Origin of the sequence: Sphingomonas sp. (genome assembly GCF_019635515.1) — a bacterium.
Taxonomy (GTDB): Bacteria; Pseudomonadota; Alphaproteobacteria; order Sphingomonadales; family Sphingomonadaceae; genus Sphingomonas.
Genome location: NZ_JAHBZI010000001.1, coordinates 1,431,873 through 1,446,986 on the forward strand (window position 1 = coordinate 1,431,873; position 15,114 = coordinate 1,446,986).

Here is a 15,114-nt window from a genome sequence, read left to right on the forward strand (position 1 = left end):
AGTCGCTCCCATGGCGGTTTGCAAAAGCGCCGCACAGCCCGCAGGAAGTTCCGGCATGACTTTCGTCGATATCTGCAAATGGTTCGCCTCGATCAGCGGGGTGGTGGCGTGCCTGATGGTGTCGCTCGACAATGGCCGGCGGGTGACGGGATGGGGCTTCGCGCTGTTCGTTGCCTCCAGCGTGGCGTGGATCACCGGGGCGCTGATCTCGGGCGATGCGCCGCTCTGGTCGCAGAATCTGGTGCTCTTCTGCATCAATTGTTTCGGGGTGTACCGCTATCTGATCCGCAAGCGGGCGCCGCGCGCGCATGACTGAGGCTTGGATCTGGCCGGCCGGGCTGGGGCTGCTCGGGCTGGTGCTGGGGAGCTTCATCGCGACATTGGTGATCCGCTGGCCGGAGGGGCGGAGCGTATCCAAGGGGCGTTCCGAATGTGATTCGTGCGGGAAGAAGCTGGTGCCGGTGGAGCTGGTGCCGGTGCTGAGCTATATGCTGCAGCGCGGGCGGTGCCGGGGATGCGGGGGGCTGGTCGCACCGTCGCATCTAGTGATCGAGCTGCTTGGGTGCGCGGTGGGCGTGATGGCCGGTTGGGCGGCACCGGGGATTGCGGGCGCGTTCGGCGCGGTGCTGGGGTGGATGCTGCTCGCGCTGGCCGCGCTGGATTATGCCGCATTCTGGTTGCCCAATGCGCTGACGCTTGCGCTGGCGCTGGGCGGACTGGCCCAGGGATTGCTGACTCGGGCTCCGCCGCCGCTGGACGAGCGGCTGATCGGCGGCGTGGCCGGCTTTGCGGTGCTGTGGCTGGTGGCGATGGCGTATCGCGCGGTGCGTGGACGGCATGGCCTAGGCGGTGGCGACCCCAAGATGCTGGGTGCGCTGGGGCTGTGGTTCGGCTGGATGACGCTACCATTTTTGGTGCTGTTCGCATGTTTCTATGGCTTGATAGGCGTGGCCGCGATCGGGCTGGCGCGGCGCGGCGTGAGCGGAGCTACCAAGTTGCCGTTTGGCGTGTTGCTGGCGCTTGGTGCATGGACGTGCTGGATGATGAACCAGGTGCCGGCGCAGATCGTCACGGTCAGCGTCCCATTGCCGCCGGAGTGAGAGGGAAACGATGCAGGACATTCTCGACCGTCAGCGGACCGCCTTCATGGCCGAGCTTCCGGTATCGCTGGAGGCGCGGCGCGACCGGCTGAAGCGTGCGATCGCGATGGTATCGGAAAATGCGGAGCGCTTCTGCGACGCGCTTTCCGAGGATTTCGGGCATCGCAGCCGGGATCAGTCGATGGTCACCGATATCGCCGCCTCGGTGGCACCGCTCAAGCATGCGCTCAAGCATGTCAAACGGTGGATGAAGCCCGAGAAGAAGCCGGTGCTGTTTCCGCTGGGCCTGCTCGGCGGGCGCGGATGGATCGAGACGCAGCCAAAGGGCGTGGTCGGGATCATCGCGCCGTGGAATTTCCCGGTGCAGTTGGTGATGAGCCCGCTGGCCGGCGTGCTCGCGGCGGGCAACCGGGCGATGGTCAAGACCAGCGAGTTCACGCCGAGCGTGGCGGCATTGTTCGAGGAAGTGGCGGGCAAGTATTTCGCGGAGGACGAGCTGGCGTTCGTCAGTGGCGGGCCGGAGGTCGGCAAGGCGTTTGCCGAATTGCCGTTCGACCATCTGTTGTTCACCGGGGCGACGGGGATCGGGCGGCACATCCTGCACGCGGCGGCGGATAATCTGACGCCGGTGACGCTGGAGCTGGGCGGCAAATCGCCGGTGGTGCTGGGGCGCTCTGCGGATATCGCGCGGGCGACCGAGCGGGTGGCGCTCGGCAAGATGATGAACGCCGGGCAGATCTGCCTGGCGCCCGATTACATGCTGGTGCCCGAGGACAAGGAGGCGGAAGTGGTCGCGGGGCTGACCGCGGCGGCGTCCGCCATGTATCCGACGCTGTTCAGCAACCCCGATTACACCGCGATCATCAACGACCGGCACTTCCAGCGGCTGACCACCTGGATCGACGATGCCCGGGCGCGGGGGGCCGAGGTGATCACGGTCAATCCCGCGAACGAGGATTTCAGCGCGACCAATTCCCGGAAAATGCCGCTGCACATCGTCCGCAATCCTACCGACGACATGACGGTGATGCAGGAGGAGATATTCGGTCCGATCCTGCCGGTGCGCACCTACAAGACGCTTGACGGCGCGATCGAGGAAGTGAACCGGCGGGACCGGCCGCTGGGGCTCTATTATTTCGGCGGCGATGGCGAGGAGCGGCGGCGGGTGCTCGACCGCACTATCTCCGGCGGCGTGACGATTGACGACGTGATCTTTCATATCAGCCAGGAGGAGCTGCCGTTCGGGGGCGTGGGCCCGTCAGGGATGGGGGCCTATCATGGCGAGGTGGGCTACCGGACGTTTTCGCACGCCAAGAGTGTTTACAAGCAGCCGAAGATCGATGTCGCCGGGCTGGCGGGGTTGAAGCCGCCTTATGGGAAGAAAACGCGGGCGGCGGTGGCGCGGCAGATGAAGTGAATTGCTTTGCTTGACCACCATCGTCACCCTGAACTTGTTTCAGGGTCCAACCCTCCGCGGGCGATGGTCGTGCTTGTGGCGCGTTGGATGCTGAAACGAGTTCAGCATGACGGGTGAAGGTGAGGTAGGACTCGTCGTGGCAAAGCCACGCCGTCGGTCGGCGCTTGGAGCGTCGCCGGCCGTGCGCGGCTTAAGCCGCGAAATAGCTTTCGCTATTTCGTTGACCGCCGCGCAAAAAAAAAGGCCGCCCCGAAGGACGGCCATGGAAAGTTTTAGGAGAGGATGCCTGAAAGGCCCGAACTTTGTGCAGTGCAGCGGGATTTTGTGCAAGTGCGTAATGATAGCGGTATCGTTGCAGAAATTGCAACTGGCCAGCGTTGTCAGTTGCAACAATTGTCTGTGCCCCGCACGGTGATGTCATGTCTAACCTGATCCTCGACGATTTCCTGCCTTATCGATTGTCGATCGCGTCCAATGCCGTGTCGGACGCGGTGGCGGGAGCCTATCGCGCCATGTTCGGGCTGCGCATTCCCGAATGGCGGCTGGTCGCGGTGCTGGCCGAGGGCGGGAATATGAGCCAGCAGGCTTTGTGCGGGCGGACGCGGATGGACAAGGTGACGGTCAGCCGCGCCGCGATCGCGCTGGCCGAGCGCGGGCTGATCGCGCGGGCGAGCAATCCCGAGGACCAGCGCTCGCATCTGCTGACGCTGACCGGCGAAGGCTGGGCGCTGTATGAGCAGATCGCGCCGCAAGCACTGGAATTCGAGCGGCGGATCTTCGCCGGGTTCAGCGATGCCGAGAAGGCCCAGCTGGAGACGATGCTCCACCGGATCGAGGCCGCGGTCGAAGCATTTGACGAGCGGGGTTGATCCCGACGGCGCGCTTGGCCTAATCGCATCCGCGCCCTCCCCAGGCGATACCGAACTGCCTGTGAGGAGTGTTCCCATGACTATCGACCGTTCCGGACTTGCTGTCGCCGAACCGCTCGCGCGTTTCGTTGAGGACCAGGTATTACCGGGGCTCGGGATCGATGCGACGGGCTATTGGGCGGGCGTGGCGGCGATCTTCGAGCGGTTTGCGCCGGAGAACCGGGTGCTGCTGGCGCGGCGGGACGAACTCCAGGCATTGATCGATGCGCGCTATCAGGCGGGCGAGGCGGTGGACGAGGCGTTCCTGCGCGAGATTGGGTATCTGGTGCCCGAGCCGGCGCCGTTCGAGATCGGGACGGCGAACGTCGATGCCGAGATCGCGACGATGGCGGGGCCGCAATTGGTGGTGCCGGTGCTCAATGCCCGCTTCGTGCTCAATGCCGCCAATGCGCGCTGGGGGAGCCTGTATGACGCGCTCTATGGGACCGATGCCCTGCCGGGGGCGGCCAAGCCGGGCGGCTATGATGCGGAGCGCGGGCGCCAGGTGATCGCCTATGCCAAGGCGTTTCTGGATCGCGCGGTGCCGCTGGCCGAGGGCAGCTGGGCCGATCTGGCGGGCGAGCCGGTGCTGGCCGATCCGTCGCAGCAGATCTCGCCATGGCTGTATCGGCATAACGGTTTGCACATCCACGTGGTGATCGACCGCGATCATCCGATCGGGCGCGTTGACCCCGCGGGGATCGCCGATGTCGTGCTCGAAGCGGCGCTGACGAGTATCGTCGATCTGGAGGATTCGGTCGCGGCGGTCGATGCCGAGGACAAGGTCGCGGCCTATGCCAATTGGCTGGGGCTGATGAAAGGCGATCTGGAGGAGAGCTTCGAGAAGGGTGGCAAGACCCTGACGCGGCGGCTCAACCCGGACCGCAATGGGCTGCCTGGCCGGTCTTTGCTGTTCGTGCGCAATGTCGGTCATCTGATGACGACGCCGGCGGTGCTGCTCGCGGACGGAAACGAGGCGCCCGAGGGGATTCTCGACGCGATCCTGACCAGCACGATCGCGCTGTATGACCTCAAGGGGCTGGGCAAGTATCGCAACAGCCGTGCGGGCAGCGTCTATATCGTCAAGCCGAAGATGCACGGGCCCGAAGAAGCCGCCTTCACCGACCGGCTGTTCGACGCGGTCGAGGATCTGCTCGGCATGGCGCCCCACACGATCAAGGTGGGCGTGATGGACGAGGAAAGGCGGACATCCGCCAATCTCGCCGCGTGCATCTTCGCGGTGAAGGACCGCATCGCCTTCATCAACACCGGCTTCCTCGATCGCACGGGAGACGAGATCCACACCGCGATGCATGCGGGTCCGTTCATTCCCAAAGGCGAGATCAAGGGCGCGGCGTGGATCAAAGCCTATGAGGACCGCAACGTCCGCATCGGGCTGGCCGCAGGGCTTTCGGGCAAGGCGCAGATCGGCAAGGGGATGTGGGCGGCGCCGGACCGGATGGCCGATATGCTCGAGCAGAAGATCGGGCATCCGATGAGCGGCGCCAACACCGCCTGGGTGCCTTCGCCGACCGCCGCGACCCTGCACGCGCTGCATTATCATCAGGTCGATGTGTTCGCTCGCCAGCGCGAGATCGCCGGCGAGGCGATCCCCGGGCTGACGCCGCTGCTGACCGTGCCGATCGCGGCGGGGCGCAACTGGAGCGCGGAGGAGATCGCGCGTGAGCTCGATAATAATGCGCAGGGCATTCTGGGCTATGTGGTGCGCTGGATCGATCAGGGCGTCGGCTGTTCCAAGGTGCCCGATATCCACGACGTCGGGCTGATGGAGGACCGCGCGACGCTGCGCATCTCGTCGCAGCATCTGGCGAACTGGCTGCTCCACAAGGTGGCGAGCGTGGCCGAAGTCGATGCGGCGCTGACGCGGATGGCGGCCAAGGTGGACGCGCAGAATGCCGGCGATCCGCTGTACCGGCCGATGGCGGATAACCCCGGAGGGCTCGCCTTCACGGCGGCGCGGGCGCTGATTTTCGAGGGACTTGCCCAGCCTAATGGCTATACCGAGCCCCTGTTGCACCGTTTTCGCGCCGAAGCGAAGGCGCTTGCCGGGAGCCAAAGCGGAACTTGATCGTTACGCTTGCGTGAGAGTCGGAACGGTGCCGCCTCCGGAGGAACGACGGTTGCGTAAAGGGGTAAAGGCGGTTTGGCTCGCCGCATTGGCGGGGACGGCGTTCGTGCCGGGCGTGGCATGGGCGCAGATCGCGGATCCCAAGCCGGGCCAAGGCGCGCCTGCCGATAAGCCCAAGGCGCCACCGCCGCAGGCCGACGCGGCGGTAGTGCCGATAGTCCCCGACAAGGAATTCGACGCCGCGATCCCCGCGCTGAGCGACGATATCAACGCGCCGCTGGAATCGATCGAAGGCTTTGCGCCCGTCCAAACGCAAGGCCAGCAGGCCGCCGAGGTCAAGGCGGACGTAAGGGAGAGCTTCGAGGATGCCTCGGCCGAGGATCCCGAATTCCAGCAGCCGTTGCCGGCGCTGGCCGACTTCAAGGTCGAGCCGGCGGCCGAGATCAAGGCCGCGGACACCAAGGCGGTGACGATTCGCTACAAGACGGTGCTGGAGGGGATGAACGAGATCGGTCTCGACGATCGTTTCAAGGCCCTGTCGGCGCTGGAACAGGGCGACGGCAAGGCGGCCAATGCGGCGATGGTCGCGGCGCGGGCGCGTGAGGACGAGAAGCTGGCGGTGCGGCTGATGCAGTCGCTCGGCTATTATGACGGCACCGCGATCTCGACCGTCGAGCAGGTGCCCAAGAATTCAGGCAATGTCGTCGCCACCGTGACTGCCAGCCCCGGCACGATCTACCGGTTGGCGACGGTCAAGGTCGTGGCCGATCCGACCGTGCCGGCGGGACTGATCGAGCGCGAGCTCAACCTCAATCCCGGCGATCCGATCGAGGCCGACCGCGTGCAGGGCGCCGAGGCGAACGTCAGCCTGCGCCTGCCGCAGCAGGGCTATCCCTTCGTCAAGGTCGGTCAGCGTGACATATTGCTCGATGAGGACGTGTATACCGGCGATTACACGCTGCCGGTAACGCTCGGCCCGCGCGCGGTGTTCGGCGATGTCGTGACGCAAGGGCGGCACCAGGCGCTGAGCGCGGAGCACATCAACCTCCTCCGCCGCTACAAGCCCGGTGCGCTGTATGATGTGCGCGCCACCGACGATCTGCGCGACGCGCTGATCGCGACCAGCCTGTTCTCGACCGTCTCGGTCGAGCCGGTGCGGACCGGCGAGCCGGGCCCGGACGGCACCGAGGTGGTCAATGTCCTTGTCCGGCAAGCCGCGGGGCCGCCGCGCACCCTTGCCGGCGAGGCGGGCTATTCGACCGGGCAGGGTATCCGCCTTCAGGGCAGCTGGACGCATCGCAACCTGTTCCCGCCCGAAGGCGCGCTGATCGCCAGTGGCGTGATCGGCACGCAGGAGCAGGGCGCTTCGGTGACCTTCCGCCGCTCGAATGCCGGGCAGCGCGACCGCACCTTCCAGATCCAGGCATCGGCCAACCATAGCGACTACCAGGCATATGAATCGTACACCGGCACGCTATCGGTGCGCTGGTCGCGCGAATCGACGCCGATCTGGCAGAAGCGCTGGACCTATTTCTATGGCGCGGAAGTCGTCGGTTCGAACGAGGACCGCTATAATTTCAACCGCGGCGCACGCGACCGGGGCACCTATCTGATCGCGGCCTTGCCCGGGTTTGTCGGCTATGACCGCTCGGACAATCTGCTCAATCCGACGCGCGGCTATCGGATCAAGGCCAATGTCAGCCCCGAAACCTCGGTGCGCGGCGCGGCGCGGCCCTATGCGCGGCTGATGCTGGAAGGGACTTACTACCAGCCGGTTTCGAGCAGCATCGTCGTGGCGGCGAGGGCGCGGGTCGGTTCGATCCCGGGCATCGCCCGCGACGACCTGCCGCCGTCGCGGCGCTATTATGCCGGCGGCGGCGGTTCGGTGCGCGGGTTCGGCTATCAGGAGCTTGGGCCGCGCTCCCCCGACGGCAAGCCGGTCGGCGGGCGCAGCTTCAACGAGTTCGCGATCGAGGCGCGCTACCGTTTCGGCGATTACGGTATCGTGCCGTTCATCGATGCCGGCCAGGTCTATGAAGGCATCTACCCGACCGCGCAGAAGATGCGCTTCGGCGCGGGCATCGGCGGGCGGCTATATACCAATTTCGGTCCGCTCCGCGTCGATGTCGCAACGCCGATCAACCGCCAGAAGGGCGAGTCCAAGATCGCCTTGTACATCTCGATCGGCCAGGCGTTCTGATGGCCGAGGACGCGCCTGAAGTCATTGTCGTCCGCAAGCCCTTGTGGCGGCGGATCGTGATGTGGGTGGCGGCGGGTCTCGCCGCGCTGGCGCTGTTGTTGGTCGCGGCGGTGTTGCTGATCAACACCCAGCCGGGGCGCGATTTCGTGGTGCGCCAGATCAACCAGCTGACGCTGGCTTCAGGGCTGAACTTCCGGGTGCAGCGGATCGAAGGATCGCTGTATGGAGCGATGGTGCTGCGCGGCGTGGAAGTGCGCGATCCGCAGGGTGTGTTTGCGAGTGCGCAGGAGATGCGGGTCGATTGGCGGCCATTCTCGTATCTGCGCAACCATATCGATGTGCGCAGCCTGACCAGTCCGGAGATCAAGCTGGCGCGGCTGCCGGCGCTCAAGCCATCGGGCGATCCCAATGCGCCACTGCTGCCCGATCTGGATATCGATATCGCCAAGCTCGATGTGGCGCGGATCGATATCGCGCCGGCGGTTGCCGGGCAGCGCTATGTCGCGCGGCTGGCCGGGAGCGCGCATCTCGCCGACGGGCGGGCCCAGATCGTTGCCGATGGTGGCACGGTGGCGGTGCCGGGTCTCGCCGGCGGCGATACCGTCAAGCTGCGACTGGACGCGGTGCCCGACAGGAATCGCTTCGATCTTGGGCTGACGGTCGACGGCCCGGCCAACGGATTGATCGCGGGGCTGGCCGGACTCGACGCACCGCTGGCGCTGAGCGTCGATGGCAAGGGCGATTGGGCGAGTTGGCAGGGCAAGGCCTTGGGCACGCTGGGCGGGCAGCAGCTTGCCGATCTGGCGATCACCGCGAAGGACGGGCGCTTTCAGGTGCGCGGGCAGACCAATCCGGGTCTGTACATGAAGGGACCGGTCGAGCGGCTGGCGGCGCCCCAGCTCGATGTGGACATGGATTTCAAATGGGCGAACCGCGCCGCCGACGGGATCGTCAAGCTGCGCTCGCAAGCGCTGGCGGTGGAGGCGAAGGGGATCGTCGATCTCGGGCAGAACCGCTTCGGCAATCTCGATATCGATGCGATGCTGCTGACGCCGGGGGCGATCGCGCCCAATCTGCGCGGGCGATCGGTGCGGGTCGGCCTCGCGCTCGACGGACCGTTCAACGCGCCGGTGGTCGATTACAAGATCTCGGCCGCCTTGCTGGCGTTCGGTGAGACCGGGGTCGAGCGGCTCTATGCCGAGGGCCGGGCACGCGTCGACGCGGACCGCGTCCTGGTCCCGGTGCGCGCCAGGGCGGCGCGGGTGACCGGGCTCAATGCCGCGGCGGGCGGATTGGTGACCAATCTCACCCTTAATGGCGATCTGGCGATCTCGGGCAGCCAGATCCTCTCGGACAATCTCAAGCTAAAGTCCGACCGCATCGACGCGACCGCGATCATCGCCGCTGACATGAGCACCGGGCGCTATACCGGCGCGCTCAAGGGCCGGGTGAACGACTATCAGATCGACGGCGTCGGCGTGGTCAATCTGCGCACCGATGCCGAATTGTTCGCGGCGCCCGGCGGCGGCTGGGGCATTCGCGGGCAGATCGCCGGCGAGACGCGGCGCATCTTCAGCGATGGCGCGCGTGAGTTTCTGGGCGGTAACGCCGTGGCATCGGCGCGGCTGTCACTCGATCCAAAGGGCGTGGTGACGATCACCGACGTCAAGATGCGCGCGCCCGAATTCCGGATCACGCGCGGATCGGGGCGATACGATCCGGCGGGACCGATCCTGCTCGATATGGACGCCATGTCGAACGCCTATGGCCCGATGACGGCGCGGGTGACCGGTACGCTCAACGCGCCCGAGATATTGCTGCGCGCGGCGAAGCCGGGACTGGGCGTGGGGCTTGTCGATCTCGTCGCGCGGGTACGCGGGCGCGGCGATGCCTATGCGGTGAGCGCTACCGGTGGCACCGATTATGGGCCGTTCAGCGCCGATGTGCTGGTGCGTACCGGCCGGCAACTGGCGATCGATATCCAGAAAGCGCGATTCGCGGGGATGGATATCGCCGGGCAGCTCACCCAGACCGCTGCGGGTCCCTTTGCCGGGCAGCTGAGTTTCAACGGGTCGGGCGTGACCGGAACCGCCAATCTCTCCGCGCAAGGCAAGTTCCAGCGCGCCGATGTCGATGCCAAGGCACTCAGCGCGGTCATCCCCGGTGATGCCAAGCTTAGCATCGGCCGCGCGATCGTCACCGCCAGCGTGGTGCTGGCCGATACCACCGAGATCGTCGCCGACGCCCAGGTCGCGAATCTGCGCTACGGCGAGACGGCGACGATCAAGACCGGCCGGGTGAAGATCGACTATCGGGGCGGCAACGGCACCGCGCAGGCGTTCGCGGCTGGATCGTCGGGCGTGCCGTTCCGGATCGGCGCCAACGCCCGCATGTCACCCGATCAATGGCTCGTGGCGCTGCAGGGGCAGGCGAGCAAGGTCAATTTCAAGACCGTCGAGCCTGCGCGGATCGATATTCGCGGCGGCACCTATACCCTCGCCCCCGCCAGGATCGACTTCGACAAGGGCAGCGCGCGGCTGGCGGGCAGCTATGGCAATGGCTTGGTGCTGCGCGCGCGGCTCGACAGCCTCGATCTCGCGCTGCTCAACCTGCTGGTGCCGGGCATCGGGATCGACGGCGCGGCGAGCGGCAGCCTCGATTTCGCGCAGCCGACGCCAAGCGCCTTTCCCAGCGCGGACATGCGGATCGAACTCCAGAACTTCACCCGCACCGGGCTCGCCAGCGTCTCGACGCCGGTGGACATCAGCCTGGTCGGCAAGCTTCTGCCCGAAGGCGGCGACCTGCGGGCGCTCGTCAAGCGCGGCGGGGCGACGATCGGGCGGCTGGTGGCGACGCTCAATCCGCTTGGACCCGAGGCGGGATCGTGGACGACCCGGCTGCTCGCCGCGCCACTGGGGGGTGGCATCCGCTACAATGGCCCGGCGGCAGTGCCCTTCTCGCTGGTCGGCTTGACCGATCAGCATCTCGACGGGCCGATCGGGATCGCCGCCGACTTTTCCGGCCGGGTGCACGAGCCGATGCTCAACGGCGTCGTCCGCGCCAATGCACTGACCTATGAGAATGAGACCTTCGGCACCAAGCTGACCAATATGAAGATCGACGGGCGCTTCTCGAACGACGAGTTCCTGCTCAATTCGCTGACCGCGACGGCGGGCGAGGGGACGGTGAGCGCCAGCGGCAAGGTCGGGCTGTCGCAGGCGGCGGATTATCCGATCACGCTGACCGCCGATCTCAACAATGCACGGCTGGCCCGCAGCGACTCGCTGGGGGCGACGGCGACCGGCAAGATCACCCTGACCAAGGCCCCCGGCGTCGCCAAGATCGAGGGACGTCTGGACATCCCGCAGGCGAATTACGAGATCATCCGTCAAGGCGCGGCCGAGGTCGCCGAACTGACCGGCATCCGCCGCAAGAGCCAGATCGCGCAATTCGGTCCGGGGCCGGCGCCGAAACCACCGGGCTTTACCGGCGTGTTCGATCTCGCGCTGCGGATCCGGGCCGACAACCAGCTCAACGTATCGGGCATGGGTCTCGAATCCGAGTGGCGGGCGAATATCGTGATAGGCGGAACCTCGGCCGATCCCGACGTGCGCGGAACGATGGAGATCGTGCGCGGCACCTACAGCTTCGCCAGTCGCCGCTTCGACATCAGCCGCGGCACGATCCGCTTCGCCGGCGGCAAATACTCCAATCCGACGATCGATATCTCGGCGAGCACCACCGCCGAGGGCGTGACCGCGATCCTCAACGTCAGCGGCACCGCGCAGCAGCCGCGCATCACCTTCACCTCGACGCCGAGCCTGCCGCAGGAGGAAGTGCTGTCGCGGCTGTTCTTCGGGACCAACGTCACCAATCTCTCGGCGACCGAGGCGATCCAGCTCGCTGCCGCGCTGAATTCGCTGCGCGGATCGGGCGGCGGGCTCAATCCGCTGGGCAAGCTGAAGTCAGCCACCGGCATCGACCGGCTGCGCATCCTCGGTGCCGACGATGCCAGCGGACGCGGCACCGCGCTGGCGGCGGGCAAGTACATCACCAACAATATCTATATCGAGATCATCACCGACGCGCGTGGGTTCACCGCGACCCAACTGGAGATATCGCTGAGCCGGGCGCTGTCGATCCTGTCGCAGACCGGGTCGTTCGGCGGATCGAGCGTGGCGGTGCGTTATTCGAAGGATTATTAGGGGACTGGCCTCGCTACTTACCCTTGTGTAAGCAAGGGGGCGAGCGGGAGGGGCTATGACCGAGCATTTCGACGTGGTGGTGGTGGGCGCGGGCATTTCCGGCGTGGGTGCGGCCTATCATCTGCAGGCCAATTCCCCCGATCGCAGCTATGTCGTGCTCGAAGGCCGCGAACGGCTGGGCGGCACCTGGGATCTGTTCCGCTATCCCGGCATCCGCTCGGACAGCGACATGTACACGCTCGGTTTCTCGTTCAAGCCGTGGACCCGGGCAAAGGCGATCGCCGATGGCCCGTCGATCCTATCCTATCTCGACGAGACGGTGCGCGAATACGGCATCGACAAGCATATCCGCTATGGTCACCGGCTGACCTCGGCCGAATGGTCGACCGCCGATGCGCTATGGACAGTGACCGCCAATCGCGGCGGCGAGGAAGTGCGCTTCACCTGCGCTTTCCTGTTCATGTGCACCGGCTATTATAATTACGCGCAGGGTTTCACTCCCGAGTTTGCCGGCACGGCGGACTTCAAGGGGCGGATCGTCCATCCGCAATTCTGGACGAGCGATATCGATTATGCCGGCAAGCGAGTCGTCGTGATCGGCAGCGGTGCGACGGCGGTGACCCTGGTACCCGAAATGGCGAAGCAGGCGGCGCACGTGACGATGCTGCAGCGATCGCCGACCTATATCGTCTCGATGCCATCCGAGGATCGGCTGGCGAACTGGATGCGGCGGGTGCTGCCCGGCAAGATCGCCTATGGCTTCACCCGCTGGAAGAAGGTGCTGTTGCAGCAGCTCTTCTTCCGCATCGCCCGCAACAGGCCGGAAAAGGCCAAGGAGCGGATCATCGGCATGGTCCGCGACGAGCTGGGTCCCGACTATGACGTCGCCACCCATTTCACCCCCAAATATAATCCGTGGGACCAGCGCGTATGCCTGGTGCCGGATTCCGACCTGTTCGCGGCGCTGAAGGCGGGCAATGCCGAGATCGTCACCGACACCATCGAGCGCTTTGTGCCCGAGGGGATCAAGTTGACCTCCGGCAAGCTGCTGGAGGCCGATCTTGTGGTGACCGCCACCGGCCTGCAAATTCAGCTGATGAGCGGGGTGCCGTTTGCGGTGGATGGCAAGCCGGTCGTCTGGGCCGATCACACCATGTACAAGGGCATGATGCTCTCCGACGTGCCGAACATGGCGCTCTCGTTCGGCTACACCAATGCCAGCTGGACGCTGAAATCGGATCTGACCGCGGGCTATGTCACGCGGCTGCTCAACGCGATGAAGAAGCGCGGGATGCGCCAGGTGACGCCGCGCATGGAAGGCACGGTCGAGCCGACGCCGTTTCTGGATTTCACTTCCGGCTATGTCCAGCGTGCGATCGACCAGCTGCCGCGTCAGGGCACGCGCAAGCCATGGCGGCTCAACCAGAATTACACCCGCGACATCATGGCGCTGAAATATGGCGGGATCGATCAGGAGATGGAGTTCTCCAATCCCGAACCGGCGAGGTCGAAGGCGGCCTAGAGCAGCGCCTGCGCCGCTGCGACGCCGGTCTTGCGGGCGCCATGTGCGGTGGAGAATTCGGTTTCGGAGCAAGCCTCGCCGGCGAAGCGGATGCGTTCGTCGATCGGTATCGTCAGCGTCTTTCGCGCGCCGGTATGGCCCGGAAGCGCATGACTGTAACCGCCGAGAATGTGATCGGTGCGACCCCAGCAGGAACCGGCGAGAAGGCGGAGTTTGCCGCGCCACGCGCTGCCCATCAGCGTGGTGAGTTCGTCGATCGCGAAGGCGGCTGCGCCGTCCAGCCCGCGCCGCTCCATCTCGGCCGCGCCTTCGCCGCCATACATGACTTCGATCACGGGGCGGCCGAAGGGACGAAGCGTGTAGCTGCCGGTCTTGGCCGCGCGCGGATTGCCGAGCAGATGGGCATTGGCGGGGATTTCGTCCGCATCGTCCAACGCGAGGAAGAGCTTGTCGGCGAGCCCTAATGGAAGCTGGCTGGCGGCGTGGAGAATCGCGTCATGGCCGGGGAGGGTGATGGCACCGCTGGACAGGACATTGGTGGAGATGGTGACGATAGCGGCCTCGGCGGCGATCGTGCCGCGCGGGGTGTCGAGGCGAAGACGAGTGCCTGAGCGGTCGATGGCGGTAACCGGAGTGGAGAACGCCACCGGTAGTCGCGCGGCATGTGCTGCGATCATGGCGCCATAACCTTGCTCGACACGCCAGTCTGTGTCGGTCGCGGCGTCCATATAGGCGAGGTAGTCGGCGACCGATACGGAGGGCCAGCCAGCGCTGTTGATGAAGCCGCTCAGCGCTTCGAGATAGGGATTCCATTCGCCGCCGGGGATCAGCGCGTCGGCGGCGCAATCGGTTTCGACGGTGCGGAGGCGTTGGTCGAAATCCTCGAACGCCTGGCGTGCCGCCTGCTGATCGGCGCGCGAGAAACCGAGTTCGCGCCATTGCTCGCGCCAGCGCGGCAGAGTGCGATCGACGGTGAAGCCGCTTGCCTCGGCGATCGCGACCCACGGATTATGCTGCGCGGAATGGAGCCATCCGGCGCCGAGATCGAGCGGCAGGCCGCCGACCGACACGGTATGCGCGCGCCCGCCGAGGCGGTCGCTGCCTTCGATCAACAACACCGATCTGCCGGCATCGGCAAGCGTCCGCGCGGCGGAGATTCCCGCCGCGCCGCCACCAATGACCGCGATTTCCACGTCGTGCATCGCCGCCCAACGCCCGTCAGGCCGCGCGGCTCCGCAGCAACGCCGAGCGCAGGCATTCGCAGACGAGTTCGCCGCGCTGATTGTGCATCTGGTGCCGCCAGGTGACGATGCCCTGGCCGGGGCGCGACTTGCTGGGTCGGAGTTCGGTGACTTCGGAAGAAGCGCGCAGCGTGTCGCCGATGAAGACCGGCTTGGGCATGACCAGCTTGTCGTAGCCGAGATTGGCGACCAGCGTGCCGGCAGTGGTGTCGCCGACGGTGATGCCGACCATCAGGCTGAACGTGAAGGTGCCGTTGACCAGGATCCGGCCGAACTCGCTGGCCTTGGCCGCTTCCGCGTCGATGTGGAGCGGCTGGGTGTTGTGGGTGAGGGTGGAGAATAGCAGGTTGTCGGTCTCGGTGACCGTGCGGCGCAATTCGTGCTCGACACGGTCGCCGATCTGCCACTCGTCGTAAAAGCGTCCGGCCATCG

General features: G+C 66.0%; 10 protein-coding genes. 8 read left to right on the forward strand and 2 right to left on the reverse strand.

Going from position 1 to position 15,114, the window contains the following annotated elements; all coding sequences use genetic code 11:
• Positions 1–55: 55 nt before the first annotated feature.
• The 8 genes from KF730_RS07235 (at position 56) to KF730_RS07270 (ending at position 13,441) form a co-directional block, all read left to right on the forward strand.
• A complete protein-coding gene (locus KF730_RS07235; protein ID WP_294093391.1) occupies positions 56–316 on the forward strand; it encodes a hypothetical protein in 261 nt (86 codons plus the stop codon).
• The gene (locus tag KF730_RS07240) at positions 309–1,100 is read left to right on the forward strand and encodes an A24 family peptidase (protein ID WP_294093393.1); all 792 of its coding nucleotides are present in this window, start codon (positions 309–311) and stop codon (positions 1,098–1,100) included. Before KF730_RS07235 ends, KF730_RS07240 begins: the two co-directional genes overlap by 8 nt.
• 10 nt (positions 1,101–1,110) lie before the next feature.
• Positions 1,111–2,517 (forward strand): coniferyl aldehyde dehydrogenase, encoded by a 1,407-nt coding sequence (locus KF730_RS07245; protein ID WP_294093395.1) that lies wholly within the window; start codon positions 1,111–1,113, stop codon positions 2,515–2,517.
• Positions 2,518–2,936: 419 nt separating this feature from the next.
• A complete protein-coding gene (locus KF730_RS07250; protein ID WP_294093397.1) occupies positions 2,937–3,386 on the forward strand; it encodes a MarR family transcriptional regulator in 450 nt (149 codons plus the stop codon).
• A 76-nt stretch (positions 3,387–3,462) separates the two neighbouring features.
• Positions 3,463–5,514 carry a malate synthase G gene (locus tag KF730_RS07255; RefSeq protein ID WP_294093399.1) on the forward strand — a complete coding sequence of 684 codons (2,052 nt, stop codon included), beginning with the start codon at positions 3,463–3,465 and terminating at the stop codon, positions 5,512–5,514.
• A 52-nt stretch (positions 5,515–5,566) separates the two neighbouring features.
• Positions 5,567–7,714: a BamA/TamA family outer membrane protein gene (locus tag KF730_RS07260; protein ID WP_294093401.1), complete on the forward strand. Its 2,148-nt coding sequence runs from the start codon at positions 5,567–5,569 to the stop codon at positions 7,712–7,714.
• Complete coding sequence (locus KF730_RS07265) at positions 7,714–11,919, forward strand: translocation/assembly module TamB domain-containing protein (protein WP_294093403.1); 4,206 nt, start codon at positions 7,714–7,716, stop codon at positions 11,917–11,919. The genes KF730_RS07260 and KF730_RS07265 overlap by 1 nt, the downstream gene beginning before the upstream one ends.
• Before the next feature lie 55 nt (positions 11,920–11,974).
• A complete protein-coding gene (locus KF730_RS07270; RefSeq protein WP_294093405.1) occupies positions 11,975–13,441 on the forward strand; it encodes an NAD(P)/FAD-dependent oxidoreductase in 1,467 nt (488 codons plus the stop codon).
• Here the strand turns inward: KF730_RS07270 and KF730_RS07275 are convergent.
• Both KF730_RS07275 and KF730_RS07280 read right to left on the reverse strand, forming a co-directional pair.
• A complete protein-coding gene (locus KF730_RS07275; protein ID WP_294093407.1) occupies positions 13,438–14,643 on the reverse strand; it encodes an NAD(P)/FAD-dependent oxidoreductase in 1,206 nt (401 codons plus the stop codon). The genes KF730_RS07270 and KF730_RS07275 overlap by 4 nt on opposite strands.
• 16 nt (positions 14,644–14,659) lie before the next feature.
• A complete protein-coding gene (locus KF730_RS07280; protein WP_294093409.1) occupies positions 14,660–15,112 on the reverse strand; it encodes a MaoC family dehydratase in 453 nt (150 codons plus the stop codon).
• Between the last annotated feature and the right edge of the window lie 2 nt (positions 15,113–15,114).

Coding starts and splice junctions, on each gene's coding strand:
- KF730_RS07270 (WP_294093405.1), top strand. CDS start 11,975: ATGACCGAGCATTTCGACGTGGTGGTGGTGGGCGCGGGCATTTCCGGC.
- KF730_RS07245 (WP_294093395.1), top strand. CDS start 1,111: ATGCAGGACATTCTCGACCGTCAGCGGACCGCCTTCATGGCCGAGCTT.
- KF730_RS07280 (WP_294093409.1), bottom strand. CDS start 15,112: ATGGCCGGACGCTTTTACGACGAGTGGCAGATCGGCGACCGTGTCGAG.
- KF730_RS07275 (WP_294093407.1), bottom strand. CDS start 14,643: ATGCACGACGTGGAAATCGCGGTCATTGGTGGCGGCGCGGCGGGAATC.
- KF730_RS07235 (WP_294093391.1), top strand. CDS start 56: ATGACTTTCGTCGATATCTGCAAATGGTTCGCCTCGATCAGCGGGGTG.
- KF730_RS07240 (WP_294093393.1), top strand. CDS start 309: ATGACTGAGGCTTGGATCTGGCCGGCCGGGCTGGGGCTGCTCGGGCTG.
- KF730_RS07250 (WP_294093397.1), top strand. CDS start 2,937: ATGTCTAACCTGATCCTCGACGATTTCCTGCCTTATCGATTGTCGATC.
- KF730_RS07265 (WP_294093403.1), top strand. CDS start 7,714: ATGGCCGAGGACGCGCCTGAAGTCATTGTCGTCCGCAAGCCCTTGTGG.
- KF730_RS07255 (WP_294093399.1), top strand. CDS start 3,463: ATGACTATCGACCGTTCCGGACTTGCTGTCGCCGAACCGCTCGCGCGT.